The organism is Coriobacteriia bacterium (assembly GCA_034370385.1).
GTDB lineage: Bacteria > Actinomycetota > Coriobacteriia > Anaerosomatales > PHET01 > JAXMKZ01.
The window spans coordinates 220,089-234,924 of record JAXMKZ010000005.1 but is presented as its reverse complement, the minus strand read 5'-3'; the positions used below and the strand labels follow the sequence as shown (position 1 = coordinate 234,924).

The following is a 14,836-nucleotide window of genomic DNA, read 5'->3' as shown; positions in this document are numbered from 1 at the left end:
GTTCTCACCCGACGCTTCAGTCAGTCGCCGCGCGCCCGAAGCGTCGCTGCACCTCGGCGATCACGTCGGCTCGAGGCATACGCTCCACGTCGGCCACCGGGAGCGCGTCGAGGAACCGCGCTCCGTAGCCCTTCTGCACCACGCGTGCATCGGCGATGACGAGACAGCCGGTGTCCTCGTTGGAGCGAATCAGCCTGCCGGCGGCCTGCTTCAGCTCGATGACCGCCTCCGGCAGCGCGTACCGTGACCACGCCGCCCTCCCCTCCCGGCGCTCTCTTTCGCACGACAAGGGATCGGTCGGGCGCCCAAACGGCAGGCGAGGGACGACGACGCAGCGCAACGTGTCGCCCTTGGCATCGAACCCCTCCCAGAAGCTCTTGAGCGCGAACAGGCTCAGCCGCTCGTCCGCGAGGAACTCGTCGCGCAGCCGCTTGGCCGACGTGCCTCGCCGCTGCATGATCAGGTCGATTCCCTCGCCACGTAGGCGCGGCTCCAGCAGGGCATGGAGGCGCTCCATGTCTCTTCGGTTCGTGAACAGCGTGAGTACGCTGCCCCCCATCGCCACGTGCACCTCCTCGAGCAGCCCCTCGAGCACCTCCAGGTAGCCGTCTTCGTTCGGCGGCGGCAGGTCTGTCGGGACGAACACCGCCATCTGGCGCTCAAGGTCGTAGCTTGAGGCCAACCGCAGCGTCGCCCAGCGATCGGGGGGCAGCAGATCCAGCCCGACCCCATGTGCGAAGTGACTGAAGGAGTCCCCTGCGGCGATGGTGGCCGACGTGAAGACCACGCTGCTGACGCGACCGAAGAGGTCGTCGGCCAGCACCTCGCCCACGTCGAGACGAGCCGCCACCAGCCGTTCGGCATCGACCCCCCGTCGCCGGTCCAGCACGGCCGAGTACACGAGCGTCCCGTCCTCGCCGTCGACAACCGCTACCAGCCCGTCCCTCTGGTCCGCCAGACGAGCCAGCAGACCGCTCAGGTCCGCCCGCTGATCGGCCAGCTCGGGACCAAGGTCCTCGAGCGCTCCGCCAAGGGTCTTGCCCTCTTCGAGCACCCGCGCAAGCCGTTTGGCGAGCGACGCGCCCGTGGATGCGACGGTGCCCCAGGGACCACTCTGGCGAATCTCCGGCGTCACCCACACCTCGGCCGAGTCATACTCGCTTGATCCAGCCAGCGGTGCGAGGTCCTTGACGAAGTCGAACAGCGAGTCAGTGAGCGTCGCGCACCGCTGGCACTCCTCCTCCATCCGGACGATCGGCACCAGCGCAGACTCCGCGCCCTCACGGCCCTTCAGAATGCGGCCGATAGCGTCGAGGACCCCGCCACGCCGGCCATGAAGCCCGGAGAGCACGGTGGCCAGTTCGAGGTGCGCCGCTCCGACGGTCAGCTGCTTGCGCGCCTCAGCTTCAGCCGAGTGGGCCTCGTCCACGATCCAGTGCCTGATCGGCGGCAGGATGCCTCCCTGCGCGACCACATCGCGAAAGAGCAGCGCGTGGTTCGTGACCACGATATGTGCGCTCGCGGCCCGCCTGCGCACGCCGTGTAGATAGCACAGGTTGGGAAAGAAGCGGCAGCGCCGATGGGTGCAGTCGGCTTGACTCGCCTGTACCGCCGCCCGAAGCTCCCGACGCCAGTGCAGGTTGACGGCGTCCAGATCGCCCCAGGCGCTTTGACTGGACCAGGCAAGAAGCATCGCAAGGGCCCCCACGTACTCCGGTTCGGCGGTGTCGTCGAGTTCGCCGGCCGCCCGCTCCATCTTGCGCAAGCACGGGTAGTGGTCGTATCCCTTGAGCGCCGCGTAGCGTAGATCCTCGCCCAGAGCGGTCTTCAGCCGGGGCAGCTCGTGGTAGACGAGCTGGTCCATGAGCGCGTTCGTCTTAGTGGCGATTCCGACGCCCACCCGGTTCTCCAGGGCGAACAGGGCCGCCGGAACCAGATAGGCCACTGACTTGCCCACGCCGGTCCCGGCTTCGATGGCGGCCATCGTGGAGTGCTCGAACGCAGCGATGACCGCGCGCGCCATCTGCACCTGCTCGGCACGATGCTCGTATCCCTCGTACATGCGCCCGGCTGCACCGGTCTGGCTGAAGTGGGCGCATACGCTCTCGACATCCGGGCAGACGCAGGCGACCTCGTGTGCGTCGTCCAGCACCTCGGCCTTGTCTGCAGCCACCCTTCGGCGACGCACCTCTTTGAGGTCGTAGCCCGCGCTGGTGTTGGCGGCGGCTATCCGGGCAAGCCAGCCGCGCTCTGCCCACGCCGCGCCGTCGCCGAGGCCGACGATTCGCGACAACACCCCCGGATCGAGGTCGGAGATGCCCACAAGAGCACATCTCCATACGTGACAGAGCGCCTCCACATCGGCGTCTGCTCGATGTGCGGCACCATCGATCTCGGGGGCGAACGCCAGCCGCAGATCCTGCAGCCGGTGGCTCCGCAGCCGCGGCATCCCCAGCCTGCACAGCACCAGCGAGTCGATCCACTCGCCGCGGCCGGGAAGTGAGCCCGTCACGCTCCGGACGAACGAGCGGTCAAACGATGCGTTGTGAGCGACGACGTCCCGATCGCCGATGAACTCGAGCAGCCGACCCACCGCAACCTCCGCTCCAGGGGCCCCCTCAAGCATCGCGTCGTCGATTCCCGTGAGCTTGGTGATCTCCAGCGGTACCGGCATGAGCGGGTCGACGAAGGTCGCGAACCGGTCAAGAACCTCGGGACCCCTCATCACCGCTGCGGCGATCTCCATGATGCGATCTCGCGAAGCGTCGTAGCCGGTGGTCTCCAGATCGACGATACACACCTCGTCCTCGAACCCGAAGACGGCATCGCGCGCGCGCTCGGGAAGCGTGGCGTAGGCGGCGCTCACGTCGTCGTCGGTCCCGGGAACGATGATCTGTGCAAGGGCTGGATGCATACGCGCCAGCGTAGCACTCGCCACCGACTGCGCGGCCTTTCCCCCGAACACGAAACGGCCGCCCCTTTCGGGGCGGCCGCACTGTCGTGCACTCATGCCGTGGGCACTACTTCATGCCGGTGACGGCCTTGCTCTCGACAAGCCAGACGCCCTTGTCGCCCTTGACGAACGTCCACGTGTTCTCGAACGTGCCGTACTGGCCGGTGACCTGCTCGACCTTGACGATACTCTTGTCACCCTCGGTCGTCGCACCGGTGATCTTGAAACCCTTGATGCCGTAGCCGCTGACCTGCTCCTTCAGAGCGTCCGGCGAGTTGCCGGCCTTCTTGTCTACCGGAAGAGCGTCGAACGCGCCCGTCCAGTCGCCGTCCTCGCATGCCTTGTAGTAGCCCTCGACGAACGCTTCGGGCTCGGTGCCCTCCGGTACTGCGGTGGCTGTCTTCGGGTCGAACTCAGCCGGCGCGGCACTGCCGCCCATCGCCGCTCCGCCCATTCCGGTGGGAGGCATCTGCTGTCCTGCCGCGTCGCCTGCCGCGCCGGTGGGTGCGGACTGGACGGTCGGTGCCGGAATCGCGTTCTGGGTCTGCTGATACACCAAGACTCCCACGATCACCGCGAGAAGCGCCGCGATGACCACCAGACCGATGACGATGGTCTGCTGGTTCGAACTCTGGGTCTGCTCTGTCATTCGATTCTCCTTCTCCCTGCCTGCCTGAACGGCGCTCACGCGCCGACACAGCATACTCTCCCGGGTACAGCGAGTACACCATGGAACTGCGGTGTACCATGAGCGAATGGCACGCCAACGCAGCATCTTCGACGTCGTCGGTCCCATCATGATCGGACCGAGTTCCAGCCACACCGCGGGTGCGGTCCGGCTCGGAGCGCTCGCGCGCGCGGTGTTCGGCGGAACGCCCCAAGCCGCTCACATCGAACTCCACGGGTCCTTCGCCTCCACCGGCACCGGTCACGGCACCGATCTGGCACTGGTCGCAGGCCTGCTGGGACTCACGCCCGACGATGCGCGCATCGTGACCGCGTTCGAACTCGCCACGCACAGCGGGCTCACGGTCACGTTCGCCGAAGCGGACCTGGGCGAGGTGCACCCGAACTCCGCGCGGCTCATGCTGCGCGCGCACGATGGTCACACGATGTCGGTATGCGGGTCCTCGCTCGGAGGGGGTGATGTCCTCATCACCGCCATCGACGGCTTCGACGTCGAGATCGAAGGCGAAATGCCCCTCCTCGTGGTTGAGCATGAGGACCGGCTGGGCGAGATAGCGGCCGTGACGGGTATTCTCGCCGAAAGCGGGGTCAACATCGCGCGGATGAGCGTGTCCCGCGAACGCCGGGGCGCTCGTGCGCTCATGCTCATCGAGACGGATGCCGAGGTCGATGATGCGACCTCCGATCGTATCGCCGCGCTCTCAGGCGTGTCGGCGGTCCGGAGCGTGCCCGCGATCTGAAAGGGGCTTCCTTCAGTCCGCGTCGTCAGCATCCGTGTGTGCGGGTGCGACAGGCGCCCATGAGGCGCTATCCGGATCGGTGAACAGGCGCATCTCCGGAGACGACGCGAACCCGAAGCGCTCGTACAGGCTGCGCCCGGCAGGGCTGTAATGGAGCGACACCACGTCGGCGCCCTCCTCCCGGGCGTAACCCACTGCGGTTTCAAGCAACTGGGTCGCGATTCCGCGGTGTCGGGCTGCCGGCACCACGTAGAGCGCCAGTATGTACGCCTGCCGCCCGCTCAGATTGCGAACCGTCGGCGGCACGACCTCCCACAGCACGGCCACCGATCCGACCGCCTCTCCGTCCAGCTCGGCGATCCACCCCACGAAGTCGCGGCTGACCATGGCGGCGCGGACGTAGAGGTCGTAGCGCTCGGCCAGTTCAACGAGCCGGCCCTCGTCGGTCCAGCCCATAGCGCGAAACATCTCGAGCCTGAAGTCGACGAGCACTCCGATGTCGGCCTCGCCCGCCCGGCGGATGAAGAGTGAGTTGTCCATGGTTGCGAGTGTATCGCAGCCCGCCACCCCCGACCCGCCAGGTGCCCTCAGCGCTCGAGCGGCGTGCCCGGGTGCTCCTCGTCCTCGCGCGCCTCGTCGCTGGGCCGTGCAGTGCCCGCGGGCGCGCTCCCGGTCGAGCAGGTCTTCTTGGAGCCGCACATCGTGCACGCGCCGCTGCAACCAATCGCCTTGAGCGCGTTACAGCGCGGGCAGCGCACCTCGGGTGACTCGAGCCCGCAGCTGGGGCAGACCGGCAGGATCGTCATCGTCTACACCACCCCGAGCAGCCGGGCGATAAGCCCGCCCACGAGAAACGCGACCCCGATCGATCCGGCGAACAGGCCGACGAAGAAGCCCCATCCTCGCTCCTTGAGGATGACCATGGCCGAGGCGATGCACGGCACGAACAGCGTGATGGTGACCATGCCGACGAGCAGCTGGGCGTCGGTGAGCTCCATCGTGAAGAACGCGGTGGCGCCGAAGTCACGGCGCACGAAGCCCATCACGAAGGCGGTCGCCGCCTCCGCGGGCAACCCCAGCCAGCCCACGGTCAGTGGCGCCGCTACCGTGATGATCCAGCCGAGGACACCCGTCACCTCGAGCACCGAGATGATCAACGCACCAGCCGCGAAGAACAGGGTGACCTCCTTCATGAAGTGCCACACCTTGGTGCCGCTCTTGCGCACGACATTGTCCAGCCGCGGTATCCGCAGCGACGGTAGGTCGATCAGCAGATCGGTGGACTGCCCCGGCACGAACCGGTTGAGCACCGCCCCAACGACTCCGAAGACCACGACGAGAAAGAAGACGTACAGCGCGGAGTAGTAGGGGCCCGTCCTGGCCATCAAGCCGGCGATGACGGCAAGCTGCGCGGAGCAGGGAACGGCGATGGCCATGAGCGCGGTGGCGATGAAGCGCTCACGTCTGCTGCCAAGGATGCGCGTGGTGAGCGTTCCCATCGTCACGCAGCCCAGGCCCAGGATCAGCGGAATGATCGCCCGTCCGTTGAGCCCCACACTGGTAAGCGAACGATCGGCGAGCGCCGCAACGCGTGGCAGGTAGCCCGAATCCTCCAAGAGCGCCATCAGCAGCTGGAAGCCGACGACAAGCGGAAGGATCACCCCGACAAGATACGTGGGGGTCATGGTGAGCACGCCGAACTCCCCGGCCAGGATGGTGTACATGGCCGATCCCGTAGCGAAGACCGATTCGACGAGGCCTTGGACGAACGGAACCCAGTAGGCAAGCATCAGGCTCTCTTCGAGCACGCCGACCACACCGCCGGCTATCCACTGCCCGAGGATGATCCACATCCCCCACAGCAGCAGTAGAAGCATCGGCAGACCCGTCGCCGGGTGCATCATCCAGTGCGAGAGCCGAGCCGAGAACGACGCTCCCTGCGTGGTCTCGGTGACCACGTGGTGGCAGATGTCGTTCACGCGGTCGCGCCGCCTGAGGTAGATCTCGTCACGCAGCGCTCGCGGCTCGATGCCGTGTCTCTCACTGACGACCGTATCGCCCTCAAGCACCATGAGGGCCTCCGCCCGCGTGCCTACGAGCGTGGCCATCTCGATGATGTCGGACTCCAGCTCGTGGTCGGCGTGTCCCGAGCGTCCGCGTGCGAGCGACGTCTTAAGCTCCTCCATGCCCGCGCCGGTGACGGCCACCGTCTCGATGACCGGAACGCCCAGAAGGTCTTCGAGCAGGTCCCGATCGATGCCGACTCCACGCTTGCGCGCCTCGTCGGCCATGTTGAGCGCGACCACCATGCGCTTGCCCATGTCGATCAGCTGCAGAGTCAAGAAGAGATCGCGCTCGAGGTGGACCGCGTCGACCACGTTCACCACCACGTCAGCGGTGAGGATGATGTCGCGGGCGACGCGCTCCTCGTCATTGAAGCTCGATACTCCGTACACACCCGGCGTGTCGATGACGTCGATGTCGCCGAAGCGGCCCCGCATGAGCTCGACCGTGGTGCCCGGAAAGTTCGAGACGTCCACATACGTGCCGGTGAAGGCGGCGAATACCACCGACTTGCCTACGTTCGGGTTGCCCGCAAGGACGACGGTGTCGACGCCCTGCCTCGCCTCCGTGCCGCTCGGGTGACAGTGGCACAGCGCGTCGGCGGTCTTTGTGGGGTCAGATGTGGGCGTCATCTAGTAACTCCTTGCGGGTCAGTCGCTGGGTCTCTTCCACGCGGCCGTCGCGCTGGCGCTAGCTGCGGGCCGTGCGGCGGATTCGGATGCGGTCCGCAAGTGACCTGCCGACCGCGATCTCCTGCCGGCCGCTTCTGATCACGATGGGGCCCGCCGGGATACGGGTGATGCACTGCACACATGCACCTTCCGCCATGCCGAATCTCAGGGCCTGAACCCGAGCGTGTTCATCTTCGACCGCGATGATCTCGATGTGATCGCCACCGCGAGCGCTGGACAGTGCGCACGTCTCGCACGCAAGAGGGTCGATCTGAGTGCGCTCGGTTTCGGGCATTGAAGGCTCCCTGTGCGAAGGACTTAGTATGTGCTAAGTCATGGTGTACGCACATACTATTCCGCTGTCGGCCGCACGTCAAGAGCCTCCGTCCTTGGCGGCGGAGGCCCTTTGCCGAACTGAACCTGATGCCCCTGGGCTATCGCGCGCTGAAGGACTTCGAGAAGCCATCGGGACGAGCCACTGACGAGCCCGGGTAGGTCACGTCGAGCCGGTACGTTCCGCTCTTCGACACCGGAACGGTAACCCGGTACCGGGAGAGCGGCCCGGACAGAGAGCTGTAGCGCGCCGTGCCTCTGGCGACGCGAGCCCAGCCCGTGGCGGGGACGGTTCCTGCGGCGACTCCGGCCTTCTTCCGATACAGCGCCCACCGAACGGGCGCCTTGGCCCTCGCTGCGTCCGAGATCGTCGCGGTCCATGACTTCGTGCCTCGTCCCATTCTCTGCGCGACGGTCGGCCTCCCCAGGCGCGGTGCCACCTTCGGCCTGTAGGTTCTATCGGTGACCGACGCCCCAAGGCGAACGAACTGGTCGCTATCGTCGGGGACTTCAAGGATGTCGCCCGCGAAGCTCTGCCGATACGTGACCACCGCCGTCCGCGGATCAAACACCGTCGAACCCGCACGAACGCGCCCGTAGGTGAAGCCTCCCGGCAACACGTACCCGTAACGAGGCCACACGGTGGGGTCTGCTCCAAGAACGAGCGACGTCATGCCGCGAGCCGGATAGTCCGACAGATCCCTCAGCGGGTCCCAGGTCTCGGCGCTGCCGACCCTCGAGTACTGTTCGACCTGGCCAAACGTTCCGCGAGCCACCCTCGCCTCGAGCCGACCGGCGAGCGTGAGCTGACCTCCGCTGGTGGCTCGCACAATGCGGACGCCCCAGGGCGTTGGTACGACCGCAATCGTCGATACCGTCGGCTGATCGCGCCACGTCACGGTCGCGGTGACAGGGTCACTAGCTTCGATGATCGGTGACGTGCTCGTTGGCAATGCCCGAATCTCGACTTCGGTCTCGCCCGCAGGGAACAGCGTCACCGTACCTCCGCCGGGCGTCGTCACGGTGCCGAGCGGAAGGTGCCACGTGGCCGAGAAGCCCTTCGCGAAGATCATCTCAAGAGGCAACCCGTCGACAACCGCGGTGCGCGGATCGCTCGGGGTCAGCGTCTCGAACACCGACTGGCACCGGAACGACCACCCCCTGTTCGGACTCCTCACTTCGTATGCGCCTGCATCCTCCACCAAGGGCCACTCAAGATTCACGACCCGGAGGAAGTCTTCGGGGTGTACGTTCTCTTGGAAGACGTCTGAAACGTACGCGTCGACAGCGACCGGGGCCGCTGGACGCGCTACGGCGATGCCCGGAGAGACGGTGAGCAGCGCGATCAGTGCGGCGAGTGCGGCGGTACGGCTGTGCATGGCAAACCCCTTCGTGTCCAGACTCCGCAACTCGGTCGCGTCGAACCGTGCCCGGTGCTGAGCAGGTGCGGTGCCACGCGCGGGCCACCTCACGCAATCCTCCACGAGCGTACAATCACCCCTGAGAAGACACTGTGCAAGGAGACGTCAGTGGCATACACATCTTACGCAGAATTGAGCCAGGATGGGCTCGAAGCCGGTTCGCTCGTCGCAGCCGTGATAGCGCGCGAGGCCGAGGAGTCCGGTGAGGCAGTCGTCGTCCTCAGGACGCGGATGCTCGACACCCTGCTAACGATGCGCGAGGCGGTCGCCCGCGGACTGGCTGCGGACACGCGGTCGCGCAGCGGACTCGTGGGCGGCGACGCCAAGCGGGTGAGCACCTCTGAGGGGGGACCCATCGGTGGAACCTTCGCAGCTACGCTGGCAGCTGCTCTGGCAACAGCCGAGGTCAACGCGACCATGGGCAGAGTCGTCGCCGCACCGACCGGTGGCGCCTCGGGCATCCTGCCCGCCGTGGTGCTCACCATCGCTGAGCGCGCCGCAGCCGATGACGAACTGCTGATCGACGCGCTCTTCGTCGCGGCGGGCATCGGGGGCATCATCGCTTCGCGCGCCACGCTGTCCGGAGCGGCCGGGGGCTGTCAGGCCGAGATCGGCTCGGGAGCCGCAATGGCAGCAGCGGCAGCCGTGACGCTGTCGGGCGGGTCGCCCCAGCAGGTTGGCCATGCCGCATCCCTCGCGCTTCAAGGCCTGATGGGGCTCATCTGCGATCCCGTCGGAGGCCTGGTCGAGGTCCCCTGCGTGCATCGCAACGCGACCGGCGCCGCCGTGGCCCTTGCTGCCGCCGAACTCGCGATGGCCGATGTGTGCTGTCGAATCCCCTTCGACGAGGTCGTCGATGCCCAGGCCCACGTCGGCCGCTCGTTGCCGCCGAGCCTGCGCGAGACATCCACCGGCGGGCTGGCGGCCACCCCGACAGGAAGAGCCCTCGCAGCTTCATCGCTTCCCCGCAGGTAGACCGTTGCCTGTGGCGGCGTGGAGGGGTACCTTCGTAGCTGTCGAGGGGGAGTAACGCTCCGCATCCGCGGAGTGGCGACCGCTCGGACCGCTGAGGAGCGTGCATGGCTGACCCCCGACCCGCACCGGCGGACCTCGCCCTGTGTGCACACGACCTGCGCGGGATCCTCACCGTCATCGCCGGCTACAGCGCACTGCTGCGCCGCGCTGACCTCTCGGCAACAGAACGCGATGCCGCCCACAGCGGCATAGACGCCGCGATCGCGCGCGCGGATGAACTCGTGGGGGACACCATCGCAGGCCGCGTCGGTGCCCATCGCAAGCACGACACAGCGGATACGGGTGCCATCGCCGACCAATCCGTCGCGGACGCCCGAGTCGCCACCGGCAGGGATGTCCAGGTGCAACTCCGGACAACGTCAGCGGTCAACGTGGACCCTGTGACGCTGGCACGCGTCATGGAGAACCTACTGTCCAACGCCGCGAAGTACGCCGCCGAGGGACCGATCGATGTCAGCGTGAGCGTTGAGGGTCGGGTGGCGGTGATCGAGGTCGCCGACTGCGGCCCCGGCATACCCGATGCAGAGAAATCGACTGTCTTCGAGCCGTTCGTGCGGCTCGAGCGAGACGATGGTTCGCCGGGCACGGGCCTCGGCTTGGTCGTGGTCAAGAACGTGATCGAGAGCTCGGGCGGCTCCGCCATCGTCCTTGATCGCCCGGGAGGCGGAACCGTGGTGCGCTTGGAGCTGCCGCTCTCCTAATGCGGAGCGAGCGTCTGGAGTGGCCACACGGGGATGTTGCGCAGCACCCAGAACGCACACACCACGATCAGTACGGCCAAGGGCAGCATCTTGGCGAAACGCGATCGTCTGCGCACGAGCCCCCATGAGTCGGCGGTCTCAATAGCGAGCCCGGCAAGAATGAGCGGCAGACCCAGCGTCACGAGCGGGTTTGCGCTGAGTGCGGCGGTCAGATCGAACCGTGACAGGGCCAGCAGCGCTCTCCCGCTGCCGCACCCAGGGCAGTAGAGCCCCGTGATCTCTCTGAACAGACACGGCGGAACCAGCCGATCCCATCCGGACACGATGAGCGCAGCACCGCCTAATAGAGCGACCCAGCCAGCAACGGGCAACCAGCGCTCCACCGCAGACGCCTTCGCCGCTGGTCCATCGGTGATTCCCGTCGCGCTATGCATTCGTCCGCCGACTAGAGGCTGTCGACCACGACGCCGAGGATGGCGAGCACCGCGTACAGCACTCCACCGATGAGTCCTCCGCCGATAGCGACCCACGACCAGATCAAGGCATTCTTCGATGCCCGCTGGGCGCCGGCATAGTCACCCGATGCCAGCTTCGAGTTCACCTGCGCTGCGTAGATGATGCCGACTGCGCCCAGCGGAATGCAGCACAGAACCGTGGCAAGAATCGCCATGACCAGGTGGTTCTTGACCGGCGGGGCCGGAGCGTAGCCGGGCTGGGGGTGCATCTGCGGTTGCGTGTACTGTTGGCCATAAGCGGGCGGAGCCGGAGCTGCCGGCGGCGGCGCGACGGTGTAACCCCCCGCGACCTGCTCGTCATAACCGGCGGCGGCGGGCTGCCCATATCCCTCAGGAGCGGGTGGTACCGGCGGGGCGGGCGGAGCCGCCTGACCAAAGAGCTGGGCGCCGCAACTTGCACAGTACTGAGAGCCCTCGGCGTTGGCGTTACCACAGTTCGAACAGTTCATCGGATCCTCCCTGGCGCGTCGTTTCCGCGTTCCCCTCGAAGTCAGTATCCCCCACACGCCTCGACTACACCAAGAAGTGCCCGCCACGAGGGCTATCGGCCACTACCTGCGCGGCTCGAGCGCCAGCTCGACGAGGCGGCTACACAGGTCCGGGAACTCGATTCCCGCAGCCCGTGCCGCGTCCGGGAGCAGCGAGGTCGTGGTCATTCCCGGGATCGTGTTGGTCTCGAGCAGCTGCACGGCCCCGTTCGCGGACACGATGAAGTCCGAACGCGACATGCCCCGACAGCCTAGGGTCTCGTGCGCTGCGATAGCGAGGCGCTCTGACTCGGCACGCGCCTCCTCGCTGATTCGCGCGGGAATGATGTGGTGGCTCATGCCCGGCACGTACTTGCTCTCGTAGTCGTAGAACTCGTGCTCCGGCACGATCTCGATCACGGGAAGCGCCAAGGGGTGCTCGTTACCCAGAACCCCGACGGTCACCTCGACGCCCGCGACGAAGCGTTCGATCAGAACAGTCCGGTCATACGTCAGGGCAAGGCCCACCGCCTGTGCCAACTCAGCCGGCTCGTGAACGATGGTCACACCGAGGGCCGAACCCTCGTTCGCGGGTTTGACCACGCACTTGTCTCCGAGCATGGCGACAACCGCGCCGGTATCGAGCTCTTCGCCGCGCTTGAGTACCATGAACTCGGGTGTTGGTAGACCCATCGCCCGGTAGAACAGCTTGCTCATCACCTTGTCCATCGCCAAAGCGCTGGCGAGCACTCCGCTGCCGACGTAAGGGGTCTCGAGCAGCTCGCACAGGCCCTGAACCGTTCCGTCCTCGCCAAACCTGCCGTGCAGGCAGATGAACGCCACGTGGCAGTCGCTCGAGGCGAAGCGCGCGACGAAGTCGGCGTCTCCCGTGTCGATCTCCACAACGCCGAAGCCCTTCTCCTCCAGAGCGGAAGAGACCTGCGCTCCCGTGTTGAGGGAAACCTCGCGTTCTGCGGATCGTCCCCCCATGAGGACGGCCACCCGCACATCGTGCGCTCCGATCGATGTCATGGCGACTTCCACTCCCTCGCTCACAAGATGCGCCCGAGCCTCAGCTGATCGACGACCATGAGAGCGATCCACCACAGAGCGACGCCCCCGAGCGTTACCACAGAACCCTTCAACAGCGCATCGACGAGAAGCCCCCACTTACTTGAGCCCGGCTTGCCCCACGCCGCAACCCACGTGGCGAGTACCAGGATGGGACCGGCAAGAGCCAGGGCGATCCCGGCGAAGACGGAGAGCGCGTAGTCTGAAGAATCGTAGATCGCCTGACCGGGGGACATGTTGTAGAAGCGCCACACGGTCACTCCAGCAAAGACGAACCAGAGCGCCAGATAGACGAGGAATGGCCACCACGACACTCGGTCGGCCGCCGCATCGTGCACGGCCGCCGCGACGACAGCCTCTGGCTCCACCGGCGCCGCATCGTCGAGCACAGGCTCCGGCTCCGCGTCGGGCTCAGGCTCGTCGAGCGAATCCGCGATGGCAGCGATCTCGGGATCGGAAGCCACCTGGGGCTGCTCTTCGATCGGATCGGGCGCGCTTGTCTCGTCGGTCACCGTGCCTCCTGTTCGTGGCTTCAGCCAGTCTAGTGCTTGACCCCGACACCCTCAACCGGGTCGGCCTCGCGACCGAACCACGAAACCGCGGCGCCTCCCAACGCAATGACCGCGGCCACCCTCAGTGCCGTCGACATACCGCCCACGAAAGCGGTGGCGACCGCCTCGGGTATCGGGCCTTCGCCTCCCGGCAGACCCTGCGCCCCGACCGCGGCGCTGACGATGGCGGCTGTCAGCGCGATCCCCAACGACATCCCGACGTTTCGGGCCTCCGCAACGAACGCCGAGCCGACTCCTGAGCTGGAGCGAGGGGTCGCCCTCAGCACTGCTGAAGTGTTGGGCGTCTGAAACACCGCCATGCCCGAGCCAACCACCACGAGCGCGGCGACGATCAGCGCGATCGGAGTGCCTTCCTCCAGGAACGACGCGATGAACAGCCCGCCGCCCAGCACCGCGATGCCTGCTGTCGCCAGCGTGCGACTTCCCTTACGGTCCGACCGTCTTCCGGCGATCGGGGCCAACACCGCCATCGTGATGGGCGTAGCGGTCAGAACGAGGCCTGCGATTCTGGCGTCGAACCCGTGCACCCGTACCAGGTAGAACGGCATCGTGAACGTGACCGCGAACAGGGCAAGGTAGGCGAGCGTCGCTGCTGTGATTCCCGCCGAGAACGCTCTGACGCGAAAGATCGCCATATCGACCATAGGGGCAATCGCTCGATGCTCCCACCACACGAAGACCGCCCCCAGGAGCAGGCCTACCGCAACCGGCCCGATCACCGCCGGCGAGATGAGTCCCGCGCGGTCGGCCCCACCAAGTCCGATCAGGACCAAGAAGAGTGCCATCCCCGACAGCAGGGCCCCGGGGATGTCGAAACGGCCGCCCGCCGGACACTCATCGGGTAGCAGCCGCCACGACATGACGGTGACGACCGCTACTATCGGCAGGTTGATAATGAAGATGCTGGGCCATCCCCATGTCCCGACCAGAACCCCACCCAGGGCGGGCCCGGCGGTCAGTCCCAGTGAGACCGCGAGTGCGATGTACCCGAGCGCCCACCCTCTTCGGTTCGGAGGGAACGTTCGCGTGACGAGCGCAGGCCCCGCCGCGAACAGCATCGCGGAGCCGCTGGCCTGAAGCACCCTCGCCGCGATCAGAAAGCCGATGCTCGGCGAGACAGCGCACGCGAGAGAACCGACTCCGAAGACGATGAGGCCGGCGATGTAGAGACGCCGCAGGCCCCACACGTCGCCGAGTCGCCCCATCGATAGCAGCAGCGCGGCGCTCGTGAGCAGGTACGCCGTGGTGACCCAGCTGACCAGGGTGAGCCGAACGTCGAACTGGGCCGCCATCGAAGGCAGGGCTATGTTCACGATGCTCGCATCGAGCGGGGCCAGAATGGTGCCCGCTACCAGCACGGTCAGGACGGCCCCCGGCCTCACGGCTCCGGGCACGCATGTCAGCGGCTCTTCTGTGGTGTGTTCGTGAATCGCTGACATCCGGGGGTATCCTCACGGTGAATGATGGCCGTCGACCATCATCGCACGCTCTCACCGATGTGCGGAGAAGCCTCGACTCAAGGAGCACTCCATGACCGAAGAAACCCCCCAGCAACCCACTCCCCCCCAACCGCCTCCCATCGCGGGGCTACCCGTCGAACCAACGA

At 66.6% G+C, this 14,836-nt stretch carries 15 protein-coding genes; 3 read left to right on the top strand and 12 right to left on the bottom strand.

Annotated features, from left to right (window positions below; translation table 11 throughout):
• Positions 1 to 16: 16 nt before the first annotated feature.
• Both U1E26_02095 and U1E26_02090 read right to left on the bottom strand, forming a co-directional pair.
• On the bottom strand, positions 17 to 2,965 hold the full coding sequence (locus U1E26_02095) for a helicase C-terminal domain-containing protein (GenBank protein MDZ4168434.1): 2,949 nt from the start codon (positions 2,963 to 2,965) through the stop codon (positions 17 to 19).
• Positions 2,966 to 3,020: 55 nt separating this feature from the next.
• A complete protein-coding gene (locus U1E26_02090) occupies positions 3,021 to 3,602 on the bottom strand; it encodes a hypothetical protein (GenBank protein ID MDZ4168433.1) in 582 nt (193 codons plus the stop codon).
• Between the two features lie 106 nt (positions 3,603 to 3,708).
• Here U1E26_02090 and sdaAB point away from each other — a divergent pair, with 106 nt between their 5' ends.
• The gene (sdaAB, locus tag U1E26_02085) at positions 3,709 to 4,380 is read left to right on the top strand and encodes an L-serine ammonia-lyase, iron-sulfur-dependent subunit beta (GenBank protein ID MDZ4168432.1); all 672 of its coding nucleotides are present in this window, start codon (positions 3,709 to 3,711) and stop codon (positions 4,378 to 4,380) included.
• 12 nt (positions 4,381 to 4,392) lie between these two features.
• Here sdaAB and U1E26_02080 read toward each other — a convergent pair whose 3' ends face one another.
• From U1E26_02080 to U1E26_02060, 5 genes are all read right to left on the bottom strand, one after another.
• Positions 4,393 to 4,920, bottom strand: a complete 528-nt coding sequence (locus U1E26_02080; GenBank protein MDZ4168431.1) for a GNAT family N-acetyltransferase — start codon at positions 4,918 to 4,920, stop codon at positions 4,393 to 4,395.
• Positions 4,921 to 4,967: 47 nt separating this feature from the next.
• Positions 4,968 to 5,186, bottom strand: coding sequence for a hypothetical protein (locus U1E26_02075; protein ID MDZ4168430.1), 219 nt, complete (start codon positions 5,184 to 5,186; stop codon positions 4,968 to 4,970).
• Between the two features lie 3 nt (positions 5,187 to 5,189).
• Positions 5,190 to 7,076, bottom strand: a complete 1,887-nt coding sequence (gene feoB, locus U1E26_02070; protein MDZ4168429.1) for a ferrous iron transport protein B — start codon at positions 7,074 to 7,076, stop codon at positions 5,190 to 5,192.
• A 58-nt stretch (positions 7,077 to 7,134) separates the two neighbouring features.
• On the bottom strand, positions 7,135 to 7,410 hold the full coding sequence (locus U1E26_02065) for a ferrous iron transport protein A (protein MDZ4168428.1): 276 nt from the start codon (positions 7,408 to 7,410) through the stop codon (positions 7,135 to 7,137).
• Between the two features lie 139 nt (positions 7,411 to 7,549).
• Complete coding sequence (locus U1E26_02060) at positions 7,550 to 8,827, bottom strand: hypothetical protein (protein MDZ4168427.1); 1,278 nt, start codon at positions 8,825 to 8,827, stop codon at positions 7,550 to 7,552.
• A 150-nt stretch (positions 8,828 to 8,977) separates the two neighbouring features.
• On the opposite strand from U1E26_02060, the gene sdaAA reads away from it, so the two are divergent.
• Together sdaAA and U1E26_02050 are read left to right on the top strand one after the other, a co-directional pair.
• Positions 8,978 to 9,844 carry an L-serine ammonia-lyase, iron-sulfur-dependent, subunit alpha gene (gene sdaAA / locus U1E26_02055; GenBank protein MDZ4168426.1) on the top strand — a complete coding sequence of 289 codons (867 nt, stop codon included), beginning with the start codon at positions 8,978 to 8,980 and terminating at the stop codon, positions 9,842 to 9,844.
• Positions 9,845 to 9,948: 104 nt separating this feature from the next.
• Entirely contained in the window at positions 9,949 to 10,605 is a 657-nt protein-coding gene (locus U1E26_02050; protein ID MDZ4168425.1) for a HAMP domain-containing sensor histidine kinase, read from the top strand.
• On the opposite strand, the gene U1E26_02045 is transcribed toward U1E26_02050, so the two are convergent.
• The 5 genes from U1E26_02045 to U1E26_02025 form a co-directional block, all read right to left on the bottom strand.
• A complete protein-coding gene (locus U1E26_02045; protein MDZ4168424.1) occupies positions 10,602 to 11,039 on the bottom strand; it encodes a DUF2752 domain-containing protein in 438 nt (145 codons plus the stop codon). The genes U1E26_02050 and U1E26_02045 overlap by 4 nt on opposite strands.
• Before the next feature lie 11 nt (positions 11,040 to 11,050).
• Entirely contained in the window at positions 11,051 to 11,569 is a 519-nt protein-coding gene (locus U1E26_02040; protein ID MDZ4168423.1) for a CD225/dispanin family protein, read from the bottom strand.
• 102 nt (positions 11,570 to 11,671) lie between these two features.
• Positions 11,672 to 12,619 carry a D-alanine--D-alanine ligase gene (locus U1E26_02035; protein ID MDZ4168422.1) on the bottom strand — a complete coding sequence of 316 codons (948 nt, stop codon included), beginning with the start codon at positions 12,617 to 12,619 and terminating at the stop codon, positions 11,672 to 11,674.
• A gap of 20 nt (positions 12,620 to 12,639) precedes the next feature.
• Entirely contained in the window at positions 12,640 to 13,170 is a 531-nt protein-coding gene (locus tag U1E26_02030; GenBank protein ID MDZ4168421.1) for a hypothetical protein, read from the bottom strand.
• A gap of 29 nt (positions 13,171 to 13,199) precedes the next feature.
• Positions 13,200 to 14,669 carry an MFS transporter gene (locus tag U1E26_02025; GenBank protein ID MDZ4168420.1) on the bottom strand — a complete coding sequence of 490 codons (1,470 nt, stop codon included), beginning with the start codon at positions 14,667 to 14,669 and terminating at the stop codon, positions 13,200 to 13,202.
• Between the last annotated feature and the right edge of the window lie 167 nt (positions 14,670 to 14,836).

What these genes read in the sequence shown, in the direction of transcription:
- U1E26_02080 (MDZ4168431.1), bottom strand. Translation starts at nt 4,920, where the DNA reads ATGGACAACTCACTCTTCATCCGCCGGGCGGGCGAGGCCGACATCGGA.
- U1E26_02060 (MDZ4168427.1), bottom strand. Translation starts at nt 8,827, where the DNA reads ATGCACAGCCGTACCGCCGCACTCGCCGCACTGATCGCGCTGCTCACC.
- U1E26_02075 (MDZ4168430.1), bottom strand. Translation starts at nt 5,186, where the DNA reads ATGACGATCCTGCCGGTCTGCCCCAGCTGCGGGCTCGAGTCACCCGAG.
- U1E26_02045 (MDZ4168424.1), bottom strand. Translation starts at nt 11,039, where the DNA reads ATGCATAGCGCGACGGGAATCACCGATGGACCAGCGGCGAAGGCGTCT.
- U1E26_02035 (MDZ4168422.1), bottom strand. Translation starts at nt 12,619, where the DNA reads ATGACATCGATCGGAGCGCACGATGTGCGGGTGGCCGTCCTCATGGGG.
- U1E26_02040 (MDZ4168423.1), bottom strand. Translation starts at nt 11,569, where the DNA reads ATGAACTGTTCGAACTGTGGTAACGCCAACGCCGAGGGCTCTCAGTAC.
- sdaAB (MDZ4168432.1), top strand. Translation starts at nt 3,709, where the DNA reads ATGGCACGCCAACGCAGCATCTTCGACGTCGTCGGTCCCATCATGATC.
- U1E26_02065 (MDZ4168428.1), bottom strand. Translation starts at nt 7,410, where the DNA reads ATGCCCGAAACCGAGCGCACTCAGATCGACCCTCTTGCGTGCGAGACG.
- feoB (MDZ4168429.1), bottom strand. Translation starts at nt 7,076, where the DNA reads ATGACGCCCACATCTGACCCCACAAAGACCGCCGACGCGCTGTGCCAC.
- U1E26_02025 (MDZ4168420.1), bottom strand. Translation starts at nt 14,669, where the DNA reads ATGTCAGCGATTCACGAACACACCACAGAAGAGCCGCTGACATGCGTG.
- U1E26_02050 (MDZ4168425.1), top strand. Translation starts at nt 9,949, where the DNA reads ATGGCTGACCCCCGACCCGCACCGGCGGACCTCGCCCTGTGTGCACAC.
- U1E26_02090 (MDZ4168433.1), bottom strand. Translation starts at nt 3,602, where the DNA reads ATGACAGAGCAGACCCAGAGTTCGAACCAGCAGACCATCGTCATCGGT.